Source organism: Paenibacillus sp. B46(2026) (assembly GCF_056786355.1).
Genome location: NZ_CM165907.1, coordinates 6502324 through 6524130, shown reverse-complemented (window position 1 = coordinate 6524130; position 21807 = coordinate 6502324). Strand labels below are relative to the sequence as shown.

General features: G+C 44.8%; 21 protein-coding genes and 1 pseudogene. 17 read left to right on the top strand and 5 right to left on the bottom strand.

The window, feature by feature from the left end; translation table 11 throughout:
• Positions 1 to 20: 20 nt before the first annotated feature.
• A complete protein-coding gene (locus AC1S8V_RS28915; RefSeq protein ID WP_482071729.1) occupies positions 21 to 431 on the bottom strand; it encodes a hypothetical protein in 411 nt (136 codons plus the stop codon).
• A gap of 561 nt (positions 432 to 992) precedes the next feature.
• Between AC1S8V_RS28915 and nikA the strand changes: the two genes are divergently transcribed.
• From nikA to nikE, 5 genes are all read left to right on the top strand, one after another.
• Positions 993 to 2627 (top strand): nickel ABC transporter substrate-binding protein, encoded by a 1635-nt coding sequence (gene nikA / locus AC1S8V_RS28910; RefSeq protein WP_482071728.1) that lies wholly within the window; start codon positions 993 to 995, stop codon positions 2625 to 2627.
• 56 nt (positions 2628 to 2683) lie between these two features.
• Entirely contained in the window at positions 2684 to 3628 is a 945-nt protein-coding gene (gene nikB, locus AC1S8V_RS28905; RefSeq protein ID WP_482071727.1) for a nickel ABC transporter permease subunit NikB, read from the top strand.
• Positions 3625 to 4455 carry a nickel ABC transporter permease subunit NikC gene (nikC, locus tag AC1S8V_RS28900; protein WP_482071726.1) on the top strand — a complete coding sequence of 277 codons (831 nt, stop codon included), beginning with the start codon at positions 3625 to 3627 and terminating at the stop codon, positions 4453 to 4455. Before nikB ends, nikC begins: the two co-directional genes overlap by 4 nt.
• A gap of 71 nt (positions 4456 to 4526) precedes the next feature.
• Entirely contained in the window at positions 4527 to 5333 is an 807-nt protein-coding gene (locus AC1S8V_RS28895; protein ID WP_482071725.1) for an ABC transporter ATP-binding protein, read from the top strand.
• Positions 5334 to 5494: 161 nt separating this feature from the next.
• The gene (nikE, locus tag AC1S8V_RS28890) at positions 5495 to 6295 is read left to right on the top strand and encodes a nickel import ATP-binding protein NikE (RefSeq protein ID WP_482071724.1); all 801 of its coding nucleotides are present in this window, start codon (positions 5495 to 5497) and stop codon (positions 6293 to 6295) included.
• Positions 6296 to 6378: 83 nt separating this feature from the next.
• Here the strand turns inward: nikE and AC1S8V_RS28885 are convergent, their stop codons facing one another.
• Together AC1S8V_RS28885 and AC1S8V_RS28880 are read right to left on the bottom strand one after the other, a co-directional pair.
• On the bottom strand, positions 6379 to 6651 hold the full coding sequence (locus AC1S8V_RS28885) for a hypothetical protein (protein ID WP_076212169.1): 273 nt from the start codon (positions 6649 to 6651) through the stop codon (positions 6379 to 6381).
• A gap of 18 nt (positions 6652 to 6669) precedes the next feature.
• The gene (locus tag AC1S8V_RS28880; protein WP_482071723.1) at positions 6670 to 8010 is read right to left on the bottom strand and encodes a Tle-like phospholipase domain-containing protein; all 1341 of its coding nucleotides are present in this window, start codon (positions 8008 to 8010) and stop codon (positions 6670 to 6672) included.
• Positions 8011 to 8096: 86 nt separating this feature from the next.
• Here AC1S8V_RS28880 and AC1S8V_RS28875 point away from each other — a divergent pair, with 86 nt between their 5' ends.
• From AC1S8V_RS28875 to AC1S8V_RS28845, 7 genes and pseudogenes are all read left to right on the top strand, one after another.
• Positions 8097 to 8420: a hypothetical protein gene (locus AC1S8V_RS28875; RefSeq protein WP_482071722.1), complete on the top strand. Its 324-nt coding sequence runs from the start codon at positions 8097 to 8099 to the stop codon at positions 8418 to 8420.
• A gap of 177 nt (positions 8421 to 8597) precedes the next feature.
• Entirely contained in the window at positions 8598 to 8900 is a 303-nt protein-coding gene (locus AC1S8V_RS28870) for a hypothetical protein (RefSeq protein ID WP_482071721.1), read from the top strand.
• Between the two features lie 179 nt (positions 8901 to 9079).
• Entirely contained in the window at positions 9080 to 10030 is a 951-nt protein-coding gene (locus AC1S8V_RS28865; RefSeq protein ID WP_482071720.1) for a copper amine oxidase N-terminal domain-containing protein, read from the top strand.
• Between the two features lie 128 nt (positions 10031 to 10158).
• Positions 10159 to 10359, top strand: a pseudogene (locus AC1S8V_RS28860) (lipase family protein); the annotation flags it as partial.
• 87 nt (positions 10360 to 10446) lie between these two features.
• On the top strand, positions 10447 to 11634 hold the full coding sequence (locus AC1S8V_RS28855) for an S-layer homology domain-containing protein (protein ID WP_482071719.1): 1188 nt from the start codon (positions 10447 to 10449) through the stop codon (positions 11632 to 11634).
• 13 nt (positions 11635 to 11647) lie between these two features.
• Positions 11648 to 12709 carry a hypothetical protein gene (locus AC1S8V_RS28850; protein WP_482071718.1) on the top strand — a complete coding sequence of 354 codons (1062 nt, stop codon included), beginning with the start codon at positions 11648 to 11650 and terminating at the stop codon, positions 12707 to 12709.
• Positions 12699 to 15053: a DUF5704 domain-containing protein gene (locus AC1S8V_RS28845; protein ID WP_482071717.1), complete on the top strand. Its 2355-nt coding sequence runs from the start codon at positions 12699 to 12701 to the stop codon at positions 15051 to 15053. Before AC1S8V_RS28850 ends, AC1S8V_RS28845 begins: the two co-directional genes overlap by 11 nt.
• 98 nt (positions 15054 to 15151) lie before the next feature.
• On the opposite strand, the gene AC1S8V_RS28840 is transcribed toward AC1S8V_RS28845, so the two are convergent.
• Together AC1S8V_RS28840 and AC1S8V_RS28835 are read right to left on the bottom strand one after the other, a co-directional pair.
• Complete coding sequence (locus AC1S8V_RS28840; protein WP_482071716.1) at positions 15152 to 15730, bottom strand: NAD(P)H-dependent oxidoreductase; 579 nt, start codon at positions 15728 to 15730, stop codon at positions 15152 to 15154.
• A gap of 188 nt (positions 15731 to 15918) precedes the next feature.
• On the bottom strand, positions 15919 to 16509 hold the full coding sequence (locus AC1S8V_RS28835) for a TetR/AcrR family transcriptional regulator (protein WP_482071715.1): 591 nt from the start codon (positions 16507 to 16509) through the stop codon (positions 15919 to 15921).
• Between the two features lie 160 nt (positions 16510 to 16669).
• Here AC1S8V_RS28835 and AC1S8V_RS28830 point away from each other — a divergent pair, with 160 nt between their 5' ends.
• The 5 genes from AC1S8V_RS28830 (at position 16670) to AC1S8V_RS28810 (ending at position 21797) form a co-directional block, all read left to right on the top strand.
• On the top strand, positions 16670 to 17653 hold the full coding sequence (locus AC1S8V_RS28830; RefSeq protein ID WP_482071714.1) for a phosphotransferase: 984 nt from the start codon (positions 16670 to 16672) through the stop codon (positions 17651 to 17653).
• 18 nt (positions 17654 to 17671) lie between these two features.
• Complete coding sequence (locus tag AC1S8V_RS28825; RefSeq protein ID WP_482071713.1) at positions 17672 to 18670, top strand: glycosyltransferase; 999 nt, start codon at positions 17672 to 17674, stop codon at positions 18668 to 18670.
• A 297-nt stretch (positions 18671 to 18967) separates the two neighbouring features.
• Positions 18968 to 20995: a BglG family transcription antiterminator gene (locus AC1S8V_RS28820; protein WP_482071712.1), complete on the top strand. Its 2028-nt coding sequence runs from the start codon at positions 18968 to 18970 to the stop codon at positions 20993 to 20995.
• Positions 20958 to 21422: a PTS sugar transporter subunit IIA gene (locus AC1S8V_RS28815; RefSeq protein ID WP_366347646.1), complete on the top strand. Its 465-nt coding sequence runs from the start codon at positions 20958 to 20960 to the stop codon at positions 21420 to 21422. Before AC1S8V_RS28820 ends, AC1S8V_RS28815 begins: the two co-directional genes overlap by 38 nt.
• 57 nt (positions 21423 to 21479) lie before the next feature.
• Positions 21480 to 21797 carry a PTS fructose transporter subunit IIB gene (locus AC1S8V_RS28810; RefSeq protein WP_253441734.1) on the top strand — a complete coding sequence of 106 codons (318 nt, stop codon included), beginning with the start codon at positions 21480 to 21482 and terminating at the stop codon, positions 21795 to 21797.
• Positions 21798 to 21807 lie beyond the last annotated feature (10 nt).

The window sequence follows — 21807 nt, the reverse complement described above, 5'->3', positions numbered from 1 at the left end:
AAAGAAAATCCTCATTACAGTTATTCTTCGGTCCCCCAATATGTTTTAGAAATGAGGTCAATACTAGCATAATTTGTTTTCGCTTCTGTTCTACCGACATCCCACTGTCTCCCACTATCTTCTCTAACCCATATCCACTCCATCTGAGCTCTAGAGTAATGTTTCATACCTGGCCAAACCGTTTTTGCAACAGCACGCTTTAATTTACTATCTGTTGTACTATACTGAGAATACCCTTCATGGGAATCAGGATATAATTTTACCTCCTGTGTTGTTATTCCTCTGTCTGGACTGGCGTTGGTGAAGTGACCTTCACCTTCTACCCATCCCCCTCCAACACCGAAAGGTTTAGCTGCATAAGCAGAGGAAGCAATGGAACCTAATATTGCTGTAACTGCCAGAGCTTTAATTACTTTTTTAGTTATTCTCATGAAATTTTCTCCTATTTCTATAATAATTAATTCGAAAGCTGGCCAGCTAATAAAACCTATTTATTATTATATAAGGAAATGTTAGGGAATTAAATAGCTAATAATGTCGTATAATCACTTATTTTGTAATATTCTGTATTTAAAAGTCTGATCAATACTAACATTAGATGTTTTTGGCGAAAACAGAAAAAACTAATTCAAATTGAACTAGATATCTTTGACTAGTCCCGCTCATATTGGGTGAGAACTAGGAAAGGAATGAAGACTACCAACTTCGAATTGTCATCATTTTATGGCTCGATAATAGGTTTACATAGAATCAACTCTCCATGTAAGTCAATTTTTCCGCAACTAAATATCTTCACATACAAGAATCAAAACAAAAATTGAATAAGAGGCTACTCAAATAAAGACAACCTCTCTACTTGCTTTGTACTTCAGATTGTTAATAACAACACATACAATGTCGAATTTTGTTGACAAAAGGAGGGCTCCTGCCTATTCTTAATGGATGAATATGATAATCATTATCATAAAATAGAGAAAAGGGGTTCTACATCCATGTCTGTACAACATCGCAAATCTTCGGCCTTCACGCTGGCAACAATGCTCTTGTTGCTATTGGTTATTGTGGGCTGCAGCAATACAGGAAGTGGAGATGAATCCTCATCTGCTGCTTCGGATCAAACGTCTACGAAGTCGATTACGATGTCATGGCCACGTGATATCGGTACAATGAATCCGCATACGTACAATCCTTCGCAATTATTTGCCCAATCCATGCTCTATGAGCCACTGATCAGTTACCAGAAGGACGGAAAACTGGAACCTGCGCTGGCAGAATCATGGACCATCTCCGATGACGGCAAAGTATATACATTCAAGCTTCGCCAAGGTGTGAAATTCTCAGATGGTACACCATTTAATGCTGAGATTGTGAAAAAGAACTTTGATGCTGTTATGAAAAATAAAGACACACATAGCTGGCTGGGCATTGTTGGCGTGCTCGACAAGACAGAGGTTGTGAACGACCAGACTTTCCGACTGACGCTCACAGAGCCGTATTATCCTGTTCTTCAGGACTTGTCTGTGGTCCGTCCTTTCCGCTTCCTGGGTGAAGCCGGATTCCCGGATGATGGGGATACCTCCCAAGGCATCAAAGAGCCGGTTGGAACGGGCCCGTGGATGCTGGCTGATTACAAGCAGGACGAATATGCTGTTTTCAAGCGCAACCCGAATTATTGGGGAACAGCATCGAAGGTGGATCAGATTACGGTCAAAATCATTCCTGACGGTGAAACCCGTGTACTTGCTTTTGAAAAAGGCGATCTCGACCTGATCTACGGGGAAGGTATGATCAGTCTGGATGCGTTCCAGGAGCTGCGTGACAATGATAAATATGTGACCCAATTGTCTGATCCGGTGGGCACACGCAGTCTGCTGCTGAACTCTTCCAATCCCAAGCTGTCTGATGTCAGAGTGCGGATGGCGCTCCAGCAAGGGTTTAACAAACAGGCGATGGTGGAAGGCGTTACTTCCGGATTGGAAGAACCAGCCGATACCGTATTGTCCAAAAACTATCCGTACACCAATGTAGACTTGGAACCGATCACGTATGACGTGGAGAAATCCAAAGCTTTACTGGATGAAGCGGGCTGGAAGCTGCCTGCAGGTGGTACAGTTCGTGAAAAAGACGGGCAGCAGCTTGATTTCGAGATGATTTTTGACAAAACGGACCCGATTCAGAAAGCGATGGCTGAGACCATTCAGGCGGAATGGAGCGAGCTTGGGGTTAAAGTGAACCTCACTGGACTGGAACTTACGGTTCAGATCAAACGTTTGAAAGCCAATGATTTCGATCTGTATTTCTGGTACAACTATGGTGCGCCGTATGATCCTCACTCCTTCATTAACGTTGTAGCGAGCCCTGGATTCGGGATTTCCGAGACCCTGAGTGCGTTGCCGATGAAAAAGGAACTGGACGATCAGGTGCATGCAGCACTATCATCCACAGACGAGACGAAACGCCAGGAGTTATATGGCTCTATCCTGAAGACACTTCAGGAGCAATCGGCGATCGTACCCATCTCTTATATTAAGAAAACGGCTGTATATCAGAAGAAAATTTCCAACTTTATTTTCCCGGCGAATCGTGATGAAAATCCGTTTGTAGGCATTGAGTTGGGCAATCAATAAGTAGTAAATTTCGAGAGTGGTAAGGTCTGTAGCTTGATAAAAGGGAGGAACGTTTGGTGATCAGTTATATCGGTAAACGAATGATCGCGATCATTCCTATCGTTTTTATCGCTACACTTGTTACCTTTGCGCTTATTCATATTTCACCGGTTGATCCGGCCGAGGCTTATCTGACAGCCGCTCATATCTATCCAACACCGGAGCTACTTGCGCAAAAGCGGCATGAGTTCGGCCTGGATCAGCCTTTGTTAACCCAATATACGCATACGATTCAGAAGATTGCCAAGCTCGACTTCGGCACCTCGTATCTCACCAATAAACCCGTATGGGATGAAGTGAAATTAAGGCTTCCGGCTACGGCTGAACTAGCCTTCTGGAGTATGTTGTTATCGGCTTTGGTGAGTATTCCTTTGGGAATACTGGCGGCGGTGTACAAGAATAGCTGGATTGACATGGTCAGTCGTGGGATTTCCTATTTTGGAGCATCTATTCCGCAATTCTGGCTCGGTTACCTGCTGATCTTCTTTTTCTCGGTGAAGCTGGACTGGCTCCCTGTGGAGGGACGTGGATCGTGGGAGAATCTGGTTCTGCCTACGATTACACTCTCCTTGATTCTTATTGCGATCTACACCCGATTATTGCGTTCCAGTGTACTGGAGCAATTGCAGGAGACATATGTACAGTACGCGAGAACACGCGGGATCCGCGAACGAGTCATTATGTTGAAACATGTGCTGAAGATCGCTATATCGCCCCTCATTACGGGGATGGGGATGAGTATGGGCAAGCTGCTCACAGGCACCATTATTGTGGAGCAAGTGTTTTCCTGGCCGGGGTTCGGACGATACTTTGTCGATGCGATATTTAATCGAGATATCCCCGTAATACAATGTTATGTCTTCCTGGCGGCATGCCTGTTCATCGTATGCAATCTGCTCGTTGATCTGGTGCAGCTCTATATGGACCCACGGATTTCAGCGAAAGGACGGGCAGAACATTGATAAACAAATGGCGTGCGGTATTTAAAGGACAGAGAGCCATCCAGATCTGCTCGGTGATCATATTGCTTTTCTTCATGGTAGCGTTATTAGCCCCATGGATTGCTCCTCATGACCCTGTGAAGGTGAATCTGTTACAGAAGCTGGAGAGTCCATCGCTTGAGCATTGGCTGGGAACGGATCATCTGGGACGCGACAATCTCACCAGGCTGATCTATGGCGCGCGGGTGTCGCTCGGATTTGCTACCCTGATCTTTCTGTCTTCTTTGCTCATAGGTGTTATTGTAGGTTCGATCTCCGGTTACCTTGGTGGCTGGGTGGACAGTCTGTTGATGCGCTTGTGTGAAGGCATTATGGCATTTCCTAATCTGGTGCTGGTGCTCGGTATTGTAGGGATCTTTGGTCCAGGTCTGATGCAGGTGCTTCTGGCCCTCATGATGGTACAGTGGGTGTATTATGCACGCATCTGTCGGAATATGGTCGTTAGTCTGAAAGAACGGAACTTCATCGCAGCAGCGCGGATTAGCGGCTCCTCTTCGTGGACGATTATCCGTAGACATATCATCCCCAACGTGCAGCGTCCGATCGTTGTGATGGGCACATTGGAGATGGGCTGGGCGATTATGGATATATCCGCTCTGTCCTTCTTGGGGCTTGGTATTCAACCCCCGAATGCAGAATGGGGCGCCATGATTCATGAAGGAACGGGTTATATTCGTAGTCATCCGGAGTTGATGATCTACCCGGGGGCATTGATTCTGCTCGTAGTCATTACGTTCAACATCTTGGGAGAAGTGTTATCCGAGCGTTATGGCATTGCAAAAAGGTAGTCGTTGAATGCTTGAAGGGGTAGGAAGAAAATTGAAGGCGAAGGCAAGCGGGACAAGGGGTGAATGTAACGATGGATGATGCAGCTAAGGTACTCGAAGTTCGCGGTCTGCAAGTGAATCTTAGAACAGCGGAGGGTTCAGTCCCGTTACTGGAGCCCATTGACTTCGAATTAGAAAAAGGTCGTGTCTTCGGTCTCGTCGGAGAGAGTGGTAGCGGCAAGACCGTTACATGTAATGCGTTGCTTAATCTGCTTGATCCGCGCAGAATGGAGGTATCAGGCAGCATCCGTCTGAATGGACGGGAGCTTGGCTCGTTGTCAGGAGAGGAGATGCGACGCATCCGAGGCAAGGAAATCGGATTTATTATGCAGAATCCGATGAATGCTTTTACACCCGTATATACGATTGGATCGCAATTCATTGAAACTTTGCGTACGCATACGGGAATGTCCAAAGCAGCGGCCCGGGAGCGGGCTATTGCTGCCTTGGCAGATATGAACCTGCCCGAGCCGTCCAAACTAATGAAGCGATATCCCTTTCAACTGAGTGGTGGCATGTTGCAGCGAGTGATGATCGCCATATCGATGTGCCTGCGACCCGCCTTGGTTATTGCTGATGAACCCACGACGGCACTGGATGTTGTGAACCAGTTCAAGGTGCTTCAGGAATTGGATCGGCTACGTACCGAATACGGCACATCCATCTTGCTCATCTCCCACGATCTAGGCGTGATCTCGCAGATGGCCGATGAGGTGGCGGTTATGCAGAAGGGTCGAATTGTGGAGCAGGCAGATGTGTACCAACTGTTCGATCACCCGCAGCATGAGTATACCCGGATGTTGTTAAATGCCAGACCTGGTATGTCTTTGGGACGGTAGCGAATGACAGATGAGATGAATCGTTCAGTGAGTGTATGTGTAGAGCGGGTATAAACTGTATTTTGAGTGGGTAGTCGTAGAGGTGGAATGAACATGGTGATGTGTATTTTCGTCTTCTTCGGAGATTGCTTCTGCCAAGTACAAGAGAGGAGGATGACCTGATGCTTCAGGTACGTGAGGTAAGCCATAGCTATGGCAAACGTAATTGGCTGGATCGTTCGGGAGCGCGTCCTCCTGTGCTGGCAGACATCTCACTTACGATTGAAAAGGGTGTGTGTCTGGGACTTCTGGGTACGAGCGGAGCCGGTAAAAGTACCTTGGGCAAAATCATTCTTGGTCTGGAGAAGCCTAGCCAAGGTCAGGTTTTATTTCAAGGTCAGGATATCTACCGATCCAGCAAACCCGTGCTTAAGGGATTACGGCGTGATCTGCAAGTCGTGTTCCAGGACTGTTATTCGGCTGTGAATCCGCTCATGACTGCCGCGCAAATTATCGGTGAGCCACTTGATAATTACGAGCGATTGTCGGCAAAAGAACAACTTCGTGTGGTTGGACAACTGCTGGAACAGGTTGGACTCACACCGGAGGATGGGAGCAAGCTTCCGCACCAGTTCAGCGGGGGACAATTACAGCGAGTCAACATCGCAAGAGCCATCGCGCTCAAGCCCAAGTTGATTGTTCTGGACGAGTCGATCAGCAGCCTGGATATGGTGCACCAGACGCAAATCCTATCCTTATTGGCAGAGTTAAGAGCGTCCTACGGGTTGTCGTACCTCTTTATCACACATGACATTCGGGCCGCCATGACGATCTGTGACCGTATTGCGGTAATGGATCAGGGCAGGCTTGTCTATAGTGGTGATGCCGGGGATTCGGTAATACAGTCGGATCATCCGGCTGTGAAGCAGCTGGTTACAGCTATTTTGCCTGAGCATCCCTCGGGTCGTATTTCGTATAAATGAAATTTATAGTGAAGGAGGCTCCTTACCATATCGATGGTAAGGAGCCTCTTTTTTTACATCTTATTCATCAGTTGAACGTTATCCTAATTTCCCCGATCTGCACGCTCCATACGATATGTATACTTCACAAGCTCAATCTGTTGCTGCTTGAAATCTGCAATCCATTCTCCTAAAATGTTCTGGAAACGATCCATCTTTCTTCGCAATTCTTCTGCAGATTTACCTTTCCAATCTCCAATACTCTCATCAATGGATCTTACATGACGTTTGTTAGCTTCAAGCATATCCATTAAATCATTGATTTCCTTCTCGGCATTCATCAGATCCACTAATTCTACAACAATGCTCCGTGACATATGCTTCGTCGCTCCTTTTTAACCCTCGTCGGCTTGTCTGAAATCTTCAGCTTTTTGATTAATATACTCTGCAATGACATGTGCTTCTTCTTCATACCAGCGGCTAAATTTGTGCAAATCACTTGTTAACCGATCCACAATAGGTTCAAGAGAGCGGCTATCGCTGGATTCAATAAGTCTGAGAATGGCATTGGTTGCTGTGGGGAGGCTAGATTGAAATTCATTTACATGCTGCTGCATTTTTTGTCCGGCTCTTTGAAGATTCTCTAGTGAGAGTTGGATGGTAACCCCAGCACCGGCAGCAGCCATTTGTCCAAGAGGTCCTAGGTAGGCACCGTACTTTTCAATTAATTTATTTACGGTGTCCTTCATTTTTTCATTGGCAAGCAGGGTATTTAAGTATTCCGTGTACCTTGGATTTCCACCAATCACTTCGCCATCTCGTGTATAAAGTGTATTTGTAATAAAGCCATTCTTGTCAAACTCGAAGTTCTCCAGACCGTGGGCCTTTTCTCCACCGAAAGAATTGAAAAGTTTGACTCCCATGTTTTGCGTACCAGATGGAAGCGTGGTTGAAACAAAAGTGATATTCTTCCAAAAGGGTGTAAAGAAACCGGAAGAGGTACCGGTTGATTTGGTTATTAAAGGTATAACGATTTGGGGTCTATTCGCTTCCTCGTACGTCTTATTAATCATGATTGTATTGGCTGCATGCCGCGTCGATGTATTGGAAAAACCTGCTCCAACACCATCCCCAGGGTTAACATAAGCTGTATTTTTCTTGTCATATTCTCCGGCATCTATTTTCTTTAAAATTTCATCAGAGACAACGGCTCGAATGCTAGCTGGATTATATGTAGTAGATGACAGGTTGTTATGTATAGCTGTATATTGTGCGAGTCCGCCACCCAAAGAGTGTCCAGTTGTAGAGATCTCAGCTGTAGGATACATCTCTTTAACTTCTTGATATAACTTTTCGGAGAGATAGAACTGATTCTGCATATAAGCAGTTTTTGTGCCATAATATTCTGGTTTTGAGAGAATGTCGGGGTTGTTTTCAACGGTTTCTCTAAGACTTTTGTATCGTCCACCGACTACATCAAAGCCATCGGTTTCGATATCTGTGACCTTGCCCCAAGATGTGTCGGGTTCAGTCCCCCTATATCCAATAACTACTTGATTCTCTTTTTCGTTATAGTACACTACTGCATCAAACCCTGAATTGTTTGTATCGTTGAGAGTAGAATTAGGCAAACTAGCACGAGACCAGTCGTCGTCAATTTTTGCATTCTCTTTTTTTATTTCCCTGTCATAAGCGACACCGGAAATTCTATGGTAAGTCTTATCTGAGATGAACAATATCTATATTTCTCCTTTCATTTAATATATTATAGTAGAAGATATTAAATGAAAATAATGTATTTTTCAAGGAGGTAACGTAGGAAATGAGTCCTAAACTGAAGATGGTATTGATAATATTTGCGTCTTTAGTCTTATTAGTGAGTGGATGTGCAATTACATACCAGGTGAAAAATAATAATATTGTCAAAAAGGCCACTCCTATAGGAATTGAATATTTTAAAAGTAAGTATAATGTTACCGTTAAGTTCACAGATTCTCAGGTTTTTCCAGGTTATATAGATTCGAAGGTGGTATTGTATGGATATGTGGAGCACGATGTCAACGAGACATTTTCTATTGCGATTAATTATAATACTTATGAAGTTAATTATGTAACTGGACCAGACTGGATGTTTGAATCGGAATAACTTTTTGGACAAGGAGCCCTAATTCCGACATATGATTCTTTAGACATGGCTTGTAAAAGCTCATCATTTAAGAAACTCACTGTATTTATATTCCAATTTAGTTATTATTAAAGTAATACATATTATTCCTGATAGAATCAAAGGGTGATTCTCATTAAAATTAATTCTAAAGTCCTGTTGATTATTTTATCTATAGTAGTTATGTTTATTTGTTTTTTAGTTGTTAAGAATTACTTGACTGATAAACAAATTGTTGAAAAAGCTACGGTTATAGGCGAGAAGTACTTTATAGATAATTATGGTGTGGAAGTTAAGTTTGTCGACTCACAGGTTATGGCTTCTTATATTACAACGAGAGTGGTGCTATACGGATATATTGTAGGTAAAGAAGAAGATAAGATTAAAATAAGTTTGGATTACCGTGATTTTGAAGTTACAGGAACCGGTATTCCTTTAGATCTTAAAAAGATTGGTGAATAGAAGAACAAATTTTACTTATTGAAGAATGTAAACTTGTTTGATATCAGATAAGTCCTAAACTGAAGATAGTATTTCCAAGTTTGTTTGATATTTAGGGTTTGTTAGACCTATGCAAAGAAAAAGCTACTGGGAAGTGAAAGTGAGAAGAAGTACATATGAAAAGCAGAGGGATTTAGATTATGAAGAAACTGTTATCAACTGTATTAGCAAGTATATTGACTGTAAGCATGATAGGTTCGGGAAACGAAGCAGTTGCAGCTGCAAGTAAGCCGAAGCAAGTCGAGGTGTTGCTGAACACCGTGAAAATTAAATTTCCAGATGCGAAGCCATTCCAGGATGGCCAAGGTAGCGTTATGGTTCCAATCCGGTTTGTTTCGGAAGCCCTGGGCGCAAAGGTGACGTACTCGAAGGTTGGCAAAGTTTCCAAGGTTGGGATCGTCAGCAAAGATCATAAAGTGGACATGACGATCGGGCAGACTTCAGCCCTCGTCGATGGCCAGAAGAAAGACTATGGCACGCAGATCATTCTGAAGCAAAACCGGACTTTCGTTCCCCTGCGTCTAGTGAGTGAAGGACTTGGCCAGAAGGTAGAGTGGGACAAGATTGGTCGTTGGGTCTGGATAGGGAACAAAGACTTCCGTAGTACGGATGATAAGACGTTTAAGTTAACCAAGTTAAGTGATTTTAAAGCATATACACAAAGTATTGATTACTTCAAAAACATGGAAAAAGACACGTACCCTAGTGTGAAGATAATCAAAGAAAGTGACTTACCAATCCAACTAGGGAATAGTCAAGTGGTATACAGCATTGATTTGGTAAAAGATCCTGTACGTAGCGGCAATGTGGTACAGATTAGAAGTAGTGTCAGAGGAAATCCTATCTCGTTCTTAGTAAAAAATAGTTTTGCAAAGGGGCGTCAGGTGCTAGATGCGGCTTTCATAAATAATGATGATGAAACAGGAATGAATACCTATCCAGTAGTAAGTAGCTTGGATCTCTTCCAAAATGGAAAGTTCGTAGAAAACTACGATTACACAGAGTTTAAAATTTCTTCGGCAGATTATATTCTCCTACGGGATGGCGATTTGGACAATTACGCTGTAGCTATCATTAATCCTTTCAAGTAAGGGGCTATGTTCTGAATGAAAAGGACCATCAGTTCCATACTCAGTTTCAGTTTGATAATCATTTTGTCCTCTGTACTCGTCCTATTTACTTATCATCTAGGTAAAGCTGAAGCAACTGTTTAGTTGATACCTCTGAACGGATTCAACAGAACCTTTTCGAGTATACCGAGAGCAGCCCATAGTCAGCGACTTGTACCGATTGTGTGGGATCTTCAAATGAGTATTAAGCAGTTGGATGAATGGCACCTGGGAGCATACGTCGGAACTAGTGGACTACATTAATCAAAAGGGAGAAGATTTTTATACAAGTAGATTCCGGAGCACAGTGAAAATTTACATAGTAGTAAAAGAGCCTAACCAAACTAAATCTAACTAATCGGAGAGTGGAAAAGTTGAAAAAAATAATGTTACCCATAATGAGCGTTGTAGTAGTCGTATCGACATTAATTTCTTCCCAGGCTTATGCTGCAACAACAAGCTTTAAAGATGTGCAGTCCAATCACTGGGCAAAGTCTGCTATTGAATCTGCGGTTTCCAAAGGATATTTCAAAGGATACGGTAATGGATTGTTCAAGCCCAATGCTTCGGTAACAAGAGCAGAATTTGCATCCCTAATTTCACGAGTGGCCAAAGACATGTCTCTTCCTGAAGATGCCCCGACTGATTCCTTCAAGGATCTGAATGGACACTGGGGTAAAATTGAGGTAGATCGGGCTATCAGTTTGGGTTTCATCAACACCAAAGACTATCCGAATGGATTTAAGCCAAGTACTCCGATTACTCGCGAAGAAATGGCCAAATGGTTGAGTTCCGGATTGGTTGCATCCAGTGATGAGTATAAGACAGCATTTGCTGAAACCAAAGGAACGTTGCTTCCAGTCAAAGAGTCCTTTAAACCAGGAATCGCTCAGGATAAAATTCCTTACCTCGCTCTTGCAATGGGAACCAACTTGATGAACGGCTTTCCGGACGGATCGTTTGGAATGGATAAGACGACCACTCGTGCTGAATCTTCTGCTATTTTGCTAAGACTCGAAAATGTGCTGAAAAAAGAAGCTGCGACATTTGATGATCTGAATGAATTAAGAATAATGGGTACGAAAAAAACGAATCTTGAATTGGTATCTAGCCTGACTACAGGGAAAACTTCTATCGCTGATATTTCAGGGAAACGGAAAACGTTCCGTAACGGATCTGGTAGTCTGGTGTTTCATCGCTTAATTGGTATAAACGCGTCTGAGCCTAAGAAGAAAGACAGCATCTATACATCGTTGTTCTTGACTGAATTCGGAATAAATAAATACAAGAACAGTGGTTTACTTCCAGTGTTCAAAGAAATCACAATTTATCCTAAAAAACAGGGTTTTGACATTGGAGATTATAAGAATGGTGTTATTGATATGACTGGTGGAATGGCTATCACAAATGAATTGAACAAAAAATATGGATATGAAGTTATTCCTGTTTTAGAGCCTGCAAAATTTTTCGCAAAGAACAAAAATGGTGTGAAGGTGTGGGTTGTAGAAAACCTTAAAATCAAAGGCTTCTACGGACAATTCAACATGGACGATGGTTCATATGCAGTTATTTCAAATAACAACTAGGCAGGGATTATAAATGCAAAAGAAATGGACTGTTCTCTCATTACTCGTGATATTCCTTATTTACTCCTTCGGAGTCATGTCTATTAAAACCTATGCTAACTTTAAGAACGGCTATCCAGACAAAGACATAGAAGTGAAACCAAGCGGATTAGCGAGAGGTAAGCAAACATTTAAAGTCAAAGTAACGGGAACAGCAAAACCTAAGCCTAAGACTATCTGGACTCAAGGCGATTTTAAAGTATGGCAAGCTACTAGCGAAAAATACGGTAGGGTAGAAACGAATACTTACTCTTCTGGATTATCTGCTCTTCCCTTGAAGCTTCCGGCAAATAAATTTGTTAAAGATGAGATTAACACGAAAAACTACGTACCTGATTCATTACAAGATACTCCAACAGGTAATAAATTCAAGAGAGGTCACGTCACAGATATAGAAATTGATGATATTAAATACAACACATCAGATGGAACCTACGCAATTAAGCCAGGTTCAAAACCGGACTATAAAAAGGGGAGTCTGCTGGTAACCATAGAAACACGGACTGGTACTGATTATGTAGGCCCGGATAACCTTTCTGACTATCAATGGGAAAAGAAGACTCCGTATGGTATAAGACAGGATGGAGATCCAAAATATCAAGTTGAGTATTACACACCACTAGAGATTGATTATAGCGGTTACGTGACGGAAACCAAAGAGATCCGCGTCCGAGAAGACATGCAGCTGAAAGTGAACGATGTGAAATCCCTTGTAGCAGAAATCCGAACTAAAGCATACGACCAAGAGGAATTCGGTAACTGGGTGAATGTCTCCAAGCGTGCCGACCAAATCGAGTGGAGTTCAAATAAACAAAACGTAGTTTATGTAGAACCTAAGACTGGTCAGATCGTTGCGAAAAATGTTGGAACAGCAATCATAATGGAAGAATTCCGAAGATGGCCCGTATTACATCTACGAATCCGCTACGATTACTGTAGGGGATACACCACCACCACCGCCGCCGCCAGAAACTCCGGATGCGGCATGTGCAGAGTCACCTGTCGGAGAAATGACAGGAGAGAGAATGAACCCTAATGCAAGCGCAGTTATTAAGGCCGATCAACGTGGAAGTGAGCCATTTGACGTACTGCGAGGTATCCCTACCTCTGAGAGTTTATATGGCAATGTATTTGGTCTAAGTTACCTATTCCAAAATAAGTTTGTGAATATGCAAGGAACTTGTACATATACCGTAGTTGTTGAAAAAACGTATAACAAAACGTGGACAGACGAAAGGAAGGTTTCGGATGGTAAAGGCGGTACGACAACGGTATCAACTCCAAGATCTAGAGATGTAAAAGTACCATACACCTATACTGTGAAACGGGATTTCGAGTATTGGAAAATTGACACTTTGCTCGTTTATGAGATAACCGATGCGATCCTAAAAAACTATGCTTTACCACAGATTGAACTATATCCTGCTGATTATCGTAGTCCCATCTATGCAGCGACGACGAACGGTACCTTTTACGCACACAATACACCGCCTGTGTTAACAGCGCCTTCACAGCCAGTGCCGGGAGGGACCAGCGAACCTCCAACACCAACAGATGATCTCTCATCTATTGCGGAAGATGCTGTGCCAAAGGTCCAAGTTCAGAATGACTATTTGAAGTTTAATGGGGCTGTTGTCATGGACAACACAAAAGTAGAAGAAACAGGTCCAACGCCAGGTCAGATCGCAGAACCCCAAATGGTTGGCAAAGATGTTCTGTACAGTCCTGACAATGAAATATCCAAAACCTTGTTAAATAAGAAGGACACGCCTAGCACAGGCGAAATCCGTTATGAATTAATGAGTGGAAATGTTAATAATGGTAATGAGGAAGAAACCTTTGAAATTCCGGGGATCAACACAGTCACTGTTCATACTCCAGTCGTGAACTATTCCCTTGTTTCAGACGATCAACCTCATAATCAGAAAACGATACCGAATATGGATCGGTCTGCCCTTATTTTGGAGCGGCCGTTCACAGTCCGTATCCCCACGAGCGGACAGCATTTGGATGTCAACTCGTATCCGGGATATGGGGATCGGGATTATGCCAAATATTATCGAATCAAACAGGTGCGGTTTCCGTTTGACGTGTACAGTGCCGACCGGACACAGTTTTATCCGCGGAGTACGTGGATTGATATTCCGGTGGATGTGCTCGATACGACCTTTTATCTGCCTGTGTGGGTAGATGAGGGAGATTACCAAGTGGAGTTCCGCAATATTGCAGAGAATGCACCTGCCGATTTTGAAACGATGTCCAGAAGCAACGCCCAACCAGATGCCAACACAGACTTGACCTATCATCTGGCCAGTGACGAAGTATCTGTAGAGGTCATCGGGAGGTTGTACGACTTTGAAATTACGGACATCGCAGACTATAACTGGGAGCTTGTTTTCCGGCGGTTTAAGGGTAGCATTGCACCGACCTGGATTAGCTACTGGACAGGAACACAGGGAATTGATGGAGACAAGCGAGGGAACAAACCACAGTTCACCGTACCGATTCGCCCAGGCAGTCATCCGCTGCAAGGGTATCAGAATGTGGCTGTGAAGACGGGATATCACTTTAAGTTTGATTTTAAAACCAAGGGCAATATGTTCGGGCCCAGAGACGGCATTCGCCTGACTCCGACCTTTGATTTTGTCAGCAAAGATGGGAAAACACGCGTACCGGTAGATCTGTATTACTCGACGAACCAGCGAAGTTTTATTCATATTGGTTCAGCAGAGGATCAAGTCAAGCGGTTTGTCATTCTCAATGATCGGTTACGTCAAGTACCTTCCGAACAGTTACGAGATACGGCGACCTACAAATATAATCGCTATGGCGAAATTCATCCAGGGATGATGAGTGAACGGACGTATCAGGAGTATTACCGGGATAAATTCACGAAAATGAAAACCCCTGTAGGCGGATACAGTCTGCTGCTGATGCCGGAGCAATTACGTACGTTTATCGGACCCAAAACGAATATTCCGACGAACGCAAGTGCGGATGTACTTCGTGCAAATGCTGCCATTCAGCAGTGGTACGGGGAATACAGTCTGCCTGCCGAGCCTTATGTGGTTCAAGCCGGAACGAATCTGGCCGAATATGGGCGCACCCATGGTGGTTTGAATGCGAAGTCACCGATCTTCCTGAAGAACGGCTATATCGTGGTGAACTTTAACTTGGAGTCGATCCAGGAAGGGAATCTGGGGGCTCCGCATCTGCAATATATCCATGCACCGCTAATGAACCAATGGTTGCTGGAAGGATTCCAGCGTCAAGTCGAAGATAGCTACGGCAACCAGTTCACTTTAAGGGACGGAGATGTGGTGTTCTACCATGCCGATCGTTCCAGCCGGTATGATTTCAGTGCACAGGTGCCGCACTAGGTAGTATGAAGAGTACAATAACAAGAAGGCGACTCTTACTTTGGTAAGTATCGCCTTCTTGTTATTTATCCAAATTAACGTTGCAAAAAGCTATCCAGTTACCCCATCTTCCGCCCAAGCTGTTCGATCTTATCCAACCAATGCTTTCTTTGTTCATCTGACTTCTTCCCAACTTGATCTACAGTTGTTATCTGAACAGGTTTGATGCCGGTGAGTCCAAATGTTGAGATTTTCATCATCTTGTGTGCGGGCTCACCCTGGAACCACTTGAAGTACCAGCTCGGACCATCCATCGTCGTGATCATGCGGGCGGTGCGGCCTTTGAGCAGTTGATCCGGGAAAGGTTTTCCTTTTTGATACTTGAAGGCGTAACCTGGCATGAAGATTCGGTCAACGAAACCTTTCAGCAGGGCAGGCGGTCCTCCCCACCATATTGGGAACACCCATACGAGATGTTCGGCCCACTTGATTGCTTCTTGAGCTTGTAGCAAATCTGGTTCAAGTGGAAGTTTATTACGATATCCTCCTTCCAGATTCATGTTGAACGCGAGTTCGTTCAGGTTGATCATGCGAACGTCTGCACCAGCTTGAACCGCACCTTTACGGTAAGCCTCGGCGATTGCACCGTTGTAACTGGGAGAGACGGGATTGCCTTGAATAATTAATATTTTTCTCATGGAAGATGACACGTCCTGACTGTTTTAGTTAATGAACACTAACCTCATGTGCAAAAAGAAAAGGTCACGTATGACCTGGTAATCCATTCGTATATCCTGATGGTATGCTGACGATTCTCTTTTTATAGCGTCCAGCTCTGAACCTTCCTTGGAATTCTGCGAGGTCAGAATGGTTGCCCTCTCCAGTTCTACTCTTGTGGTACCTGCCCCAACATTGATGCAAGACGATGAACAGTCTCGCCCGTATAAGGTACCAATAGCTCCGGTAGCTCACCTTGCATACTGGAGACCGCCATGCGTGTAATTGCACCGATCACCAGAACGGCTGTGAGCCTCGAATCCTGCTGAGGCAGCTCGCCCCGCATCATTCCCTGATCGATCAGATCCATCAACGCATCCAATGGCTGACGGTAATCCTCGCTGCTTCCGGCTTCAATGAATATTTCATGATTCTGTGAAATCAGCAGCAGTCCGTAGGGATCTTCATCATGCAGATGGAGAACCTCTGTCACCAGTTGCTTGAAGCGTTCCAACACCGGACCTTCCCGTCGAACATACCCGTCAATCAGTGCAGTATAGTCCGCGCAGTATTGGGTGAAGGCTTCCAGGGCAACGGCATCTTTGTTTTTAAAATGTTTGTAGATCGCCGCATCGGTTACTCCGGCGGCGTCACCGATCTCTTTGACGGATATGCCGTCAACGCCTTTGGTTGCGAACAAGCGCATCGCCGCTTGTAGGATATCTTTCTTTTTGCTATCCACATGAGGTTTGTTCTTCATGATTGTATAGTAAGTGATTACTAACCAAAATGCAACAAGCAATTTAGAAACTCTACATTGAGACGCTGAATAAGCGCTTACGACCAAAGCTTGCAGGCTTGTGAACGGCAACGTATGATGAATAGAAATCAACATCGGAGCAGCAGGGAGAACGAAACGGATGGTGGATAGCGTGAAAGAAGAGATGGATGCATACAGCTGGGTGACACCCGAAGGAATGCTGAATGATCAATATATAACAAGCCGCGAACAGTTGTATAAAGGAATGAACGGACGATATGTGGAGCGATTCACTGTTCCTACCGGTGGAAGTTACATTTTCAAACCGCTGACGAATCCTGCTCAGCATGGACGGGAACGATGGATGTACGAGCGCGTGATGTCTGGCTTACCACCGATTTATCCGCAGCTCATTGCAGCGTCGGATATTACCATTGCTCCAGCACAGAGCTGGATGATCTACGAGGATCTGGGGCAGCTAGTGCATAATTCGCAGGAAGCGACGATGCTCGGCGCAGCGGCACATATGGCAGCGTGGCATGCATTGCCTGTTACGGAGTGGAACGAGCTGCCTCGCGTGGGCCAGAAACCGCCCATTCGCACGATGCTGGATGAGTTGCAAATGCATAGGCAATCTACCGATGAACTGTTATCCAGACTGGATATGCAGCTGTCCGAATCCGATTGGGACAAGATCACCAGGTTGATCCTCACGGCAGAGGAAGAACTTCCTATCGTTCTGTGTCACGGCGACTTGCATCCAGGTAATCTGGCGGAAGTGGACGGCAGACTGGTCGTCTTGGACTGGGAGCATGCCCATCTGAACACGCCGCTGTGGGACGTAGTTCATCTGGTGGATATCTCGCATCCGCTGTTTCCCAGAACGGTTACGCCTGCCCTGCGAGAGCGGGTTATAGATGTGTATCTGGACAAGCTGGGGAGCCTGGGTGTGCAGATTGAACGGGTTTCTTTTGCAGGATGGTACGATGCCTATGCTATTGTATTCTCACTCTGGATGCTGCGTTTGATTGATGGTGACCTGAGAAGTGAGGAATGTGTGTGGCCGAAGGAACAGTTGCGTAACCAATGGCATGAGACGGCAGCAACGCTGGAACAGTGCATGAAGCACATGCGTGAGGAATAGAAATGAGGGGTGAGAAGCTTGCGTAAAGTCGGACTTGTTATGCGTAAAATTCAATTCACGGAAGCACAGGGGCCACGCGTATTTGCGGATCGGCTGAAGCAGATTGGTCTGGAGCTGGGCGTGGATATTGTGTTCATCTCGCCGGAGCGTCATGTCAGCGGATACGACTGGTTGCCGGGTTATGAGCATGAGAAAGGTGATCTGGTGAACTACGATATCGTGTTGGACCAGATTCATAGCCAAAATATAGAACATGTTATCTACACCGTATCCGGGTTTACGTTTTTGAAGATGTTCTTACCGAAGAGTGTATTGTTCCCGCACAGTTTCCCCGATCCCGCGCTAACGGGATATGAGATGATGAAGCCATTCTATACGATGGTGGATAAAGCAATTGTACAGACGGAGTTTTTGAAAACAGAGCTGGGTCGCAATTTCGGTGTACATGACGTGAACGTTATTCCGATTGGCTTTAGCGAAGAGCTGGCGAACAGGCACTATGACCCGAGCCAGGTCGTGCATAATCGGGTGCTCTGGATCGGTAGAGATGAGGCGAACCGCCGCCCGGATCTGGTGCTGGAATATGCCCGGCAGAATCCGGACAAGGAAGTATACATGGTGTTCGGTGGTGTACGCTATAAGGAAACCATGAAGAAATACGACATTCCTTCCAACGTGAAGCTGAAGTTTGCGCTCACACAGGATGAGATATTTACGTTGATGAACTCATCCAAGGTGTATTGGAACTGTTCGGCCTTTGATACGTTTGCGATGCCGCTGACTGAAGCGATGGCGATGGGCAAAATGGTCGTGAAACCGGAGCATGCTTGCTACGGTCACATTCGATCCACGCATGCCTTTGCAGGCAACGAGGATAACTGGTTTGAACTGGTGAACATGGCTGCGGCTGCGCCGCGCAGTGTGTCAGAAGACAACCGGGAGTATGCGTTTGGTACTTTTTCGCGCACGAAGATGAAAGAGGGATACCGCGAATTTTTTGCTAACTGGTTGAAGTAATCCATGTAGATGCAGATATAAACGGCTTCAGGTTACGGTAAATCAACTTGAGCAACAGGGCAGGACGAGCAACGATAACCCATTCAGTCGGTGGATCGAAAACAGAGACGAAAAGGCTTCTAATCGGGTAGGCAATCCGATCAGGGGCTTTTTCTTTATACCTAAATCAACGGGTGCTCTGATAGCGATCAATAGGGGGGTATATTATTTTGACCCGAATGAAATGGACATATTTTAGTATTTAACAAAAAAAATACGAGTGTTATGCTGTGAGCGTAAGGAAGGAGTGATCCTCAAATGAAAGCGCTATCTCCGAGAGAATATCAGATTTTGCATTTTCTATTGGAGCGTAGGGATTTCGTTCCGGTCAAAGAAATAGCCGGTCACATGAACTGGTCGGAAAAAACGATTTACAGGGAACTAAACGCCTTGGAACACAATTTGCATATTCGCGGCATTCGCCTCGAACGGAAGCCGGGAAGAGGTATTGCGCTGGCTTTAACCCAGGAACAGACGATGGAGCTGAGGAGAACGCAATGGACTTCGGGAAAAAGGGTGGTGACAACCCTTTCCGTAGAGGCGAGGAGAATCAAAATATTGACGAATTTATTATATGATTCTCCGGAGGAAACCTCGATTAACAAGCTGTCAGAAGAATACTTTATCGGCAAGGCATCGATTGTGAATGATCTCAAGGCCATTGAAGAACGAATTGAACCCTTTCAGCTGCGACTGGAAAAAAGCCAACTCGGCACCCGTCTGATCGGTTCAGAGATTAACATTCGCAAAGCCATGGCTTCTCTCATTAATGAACTTGTGAGTGAAGAACGGGCGGGAGAGCAAGAGCATGAATCTCGGATTGATGGTAACACACTAGTTGAGTTGATAGAACATTTTGGCTGCGATTCAGTTCAAGGGATTCAACGTATTCTGGAAGAAACCGAGCAGCAATTAGGATATACCATAGGCGATCCCTATTACATCAACCTGCTGACTCACCTGCTGATTTGTATCCGCAGACTGAAGAGTGGCAAGGTCATTCGATTGGCTGACGGCATTCCTGATCATCCCGTAACTGACCCTCATGTGCATTCCATCGCAAAAGTCATGGCCGAGCGAATCAGTGAGCTATGCGGATTGGAATTACCAAGTGAAGAAATCTATTTCATCTATCAATATCTGATTTCATCAGGCATGAGTGTTCCGTCCCTTAATCTTGAGTTGTCTGGTCTGATGGACAAGGTTTGTCCAGAGTCTAAAGCGATGGTCAAGGAATTAATTCAGATTGTATCCGGGATGATCCGGCGTGATCTCACAACAGACGAACAATTGTACAAGGGTCTGATCATTCATTTCAAACCGATGCTGAATCGTCTAAAATACAACATTTCCATTAATAATCCTCTGCTGGAGGATATACGTGAGGCGTATGCTGAGATCTTCTCTCTGGTCCGTTTGGGGATGCTGCCCATGGCCCAAGCCTGCGGATTGAATTCGTTTAGTGATGACGAGATAAGTTACCTGGTCCTTTATTTTCAGGCATCCATTGAGAAAAGCAGTAAAAAGAAAAGAGTTATTCTGGTCTGCTCCACTGGAATAGGGACATCTCACTTGCTGAAAAACCGGATCAATCGTTCATTTCCCGAATGGGAAGTCGTTGATGTCATTTCGACAAGCTGGTTCAAGCGTATGGAGGATTGGACGGACATTGATCTGATTATATCAACCGTGAAACTGGAGCATCATGACTTGCCAGTTGTGTATGTCTCGGCGCTATTAAATGACACGGATGTCAGCTTAATCAAGGCGAAGTTTAACGAGGAGAGGATGAATCAACATCAAAACAGGGTGTTTTCGTTTCCACTGCTCAGGGCGTACTTCCACCCATCTTATGTACAGATTGAAACGAATACGAAGGAACAATATACAGAAGGTACAGCATCCCGTCTGAAGCTGTATGCATCCATACTCCAACATGTAGGCGCTAATCTGGAGAACCGGACATTTGCCGAGGCTAAGCTGAATAACCATTTGTCGGTTTTCCTGATCCGCAGTGATGTGAACGTCAATCCCATCGTCGGTTTTAATGTCATTCAAGGCGAACCGACCAATTGCAAACTGGAAATTGTAATCGCTTTCTTTCAGGATGGGCCACTAACTGAATTATTGATAGAAATACAGAGCTTGTTGATGTGCAGACGCATGTATGAACAGATCATGAGAGTAACTACACCACAGGAGCTTTCCGAGATATTACAGTCCAAGCACGATCAGGAGGAGGACCATTATGGATATAACCAAGATTATCAACGAACGGTTGATTAAGCTGGATCTAAAAGCACGAACCAAGGATGAAGCCATCGAGGAATTGGCGGATTTGCTTGCAAAGGAAGGCGCCCTTTCCTCCAAAGAAGAGTTTATCAAAGACGTCTATTTAAGAGAAGAAGAGGGTCAGACTGGCCTGGAGAACCACGTTGCGATCCCTCATGGCAAATCGGCGGCGGTCCTCAAGACCTCCCTCACCATCGGGCGAACAGAGCACCCGCTTGAATGGGAGACCCTGGATGGCAAACCTGTCCATGTCGTTATTTTGTTTGCTGTAAGGCTTGTAGACCGGAATACAACCCACATGAAGCTGTTGGTCCAAGTTGCGAGTATGCTCGCTGATGAAGAGGTACTGGAACGTTTGATGCATGAGTCGGACTCGGCCCAGATTATGGAGCTGTTTGCTAGCAGAGAGAGCGTATCGTAGAACATGGCAATTCAGGATTTTAATATGGAGCACAATACATCATTTGGAGGGATTCTGATGAAGATTGTAGCCGTAGCCGCGTGCACTGCTGGTATTGCCCACACGTATATTGCCAAGGAAAAATTGATCAAAGGTGCAAAAGCGCGTGGTCATGAGATTAAAGTAGAGACCCAAGGCACCATAGGAACAGAAAACGAGCTTTCCAGGGAAGAGATTGGTGCAGCTGATGTTGTCATTGTGGCTGCAGATATCAAAATCGGTGGAGAAGAAAGGTTCAAAGGCAAACGGATCATTCGAGTCAAAACCGAGACGGTCATTAAAGCCCCGATTAAATTCATTGAAAAGGTGGAGCAGTCTTTAGGGGTATCCTCATAACAAGGGAGGC

Coding starts and splice junctions, on each gene's coding strand:
- AC1S8V_RS28915 (WP_482071729.1), bottom strand. CDS start 431: ATGAGAATAACTAAAAAAGTAATTAAAGCTCTGGCAGTTACAGCAATA.
- nikA (WP_482071728.1), top strand. CDS start 993: ATGTCTGTACAACATCGCAAATCTTCGGCCTTCACGCTGGCAACAATG.
- AC1S8V_RS28895 (WP_482071725.1), top strand. CDS start 4,527: ATGGATGATGCAGCTAAGGTACTCGAAGTTCGCGGTCTGCAAGTGAAT.
- nikE (WP_482071724.1), top strand. CDS start 5,495: ATGCTTCAGGTACGTGAGGTAAGCCATAGCTATGGCAAACGTAATTGG.
- AC1S8V_RS28885 (WP_076212169.1), bottom strand. CDS start 6,651: ATGTCACGGAGCATTGTTGTAGAATTAGTGGATCTGATGAATGCCGAG.
- AC1S8V_RS28875 (WP_482071722.1), top strand. CDS start 8,097: ATGAGTCCTAAACTGAAGATGGTATTGATAATATTTGCGTCTTTAGTC.
- AC1S8V_RS28865 (WP_482071720.1), top strand. CDS start 9,080: ATGAAGAAACTGTTATCAACTGTATTAGCAAGTATATTGACTGTAAGC.
- AC1S8V_RS28855 (WP_482071719.1), top strand. CDS start 10,447: ATGAGCGTTGTAGTAGTCGTATCGACATTAATTTCTTCCCAGGCTTAT.
- AC1S8V_RS28850 (WP_482071718.1), top strand. CDS start 11,648: ATGCAAAAGAAATGGACTGTTCTCTCATTACTCGTGATATTCCTTATT.
- AC1S8V_RS28845 (WP_482071717.1), top strand. CDS start 12,699: ATGAACCCTAATGCAAGCGCAGTTATTAAGGCCGATCAACGTGGAAGT.
- AC1S8V_RS28840 (WP_482071716.1), bottom strand. CDS start 15,730: ATGAGAAAAATATTAATTATTCAAGGCAATCCCGTCTCTCCCAGTTAC.
- AC1S8V_RS28835 (WP_482071715.1), bottom strand. CDS start 16,509: ATGAAGAACAAACCTCATGTGGATAGCAAAAAGAAAGATATCCTACAA.
- AC1S8V_RS28830 (WP_482071714.1), top strand. CDS start 16,670: ATGGTGGATAGCGTGAAAGAAGAGATGGATGCATACAGCTGGGTGACA.
- AC1S8V_RS28820 (WP_482071712.1), top strand. CDS start 18,968: ATGAAAGCGCTATCTCCGAGAGAATATCAGATTTTGCATTTTCTATTG.
- AC1S8V_RS28815 (WP_366347646.1), top strand. CDS start 20,958: ATGGATATAACCAAGATTATCAACGAACGGTTGATTAAGCTGGATCTA.
- AC1S8V_RS28810 (WP_253441734.1), top strand. CDS start 21,480: ATGAAGATTGTAGCCGTAGCCGCGTGCACTGCTGGTATTGCCCACACG.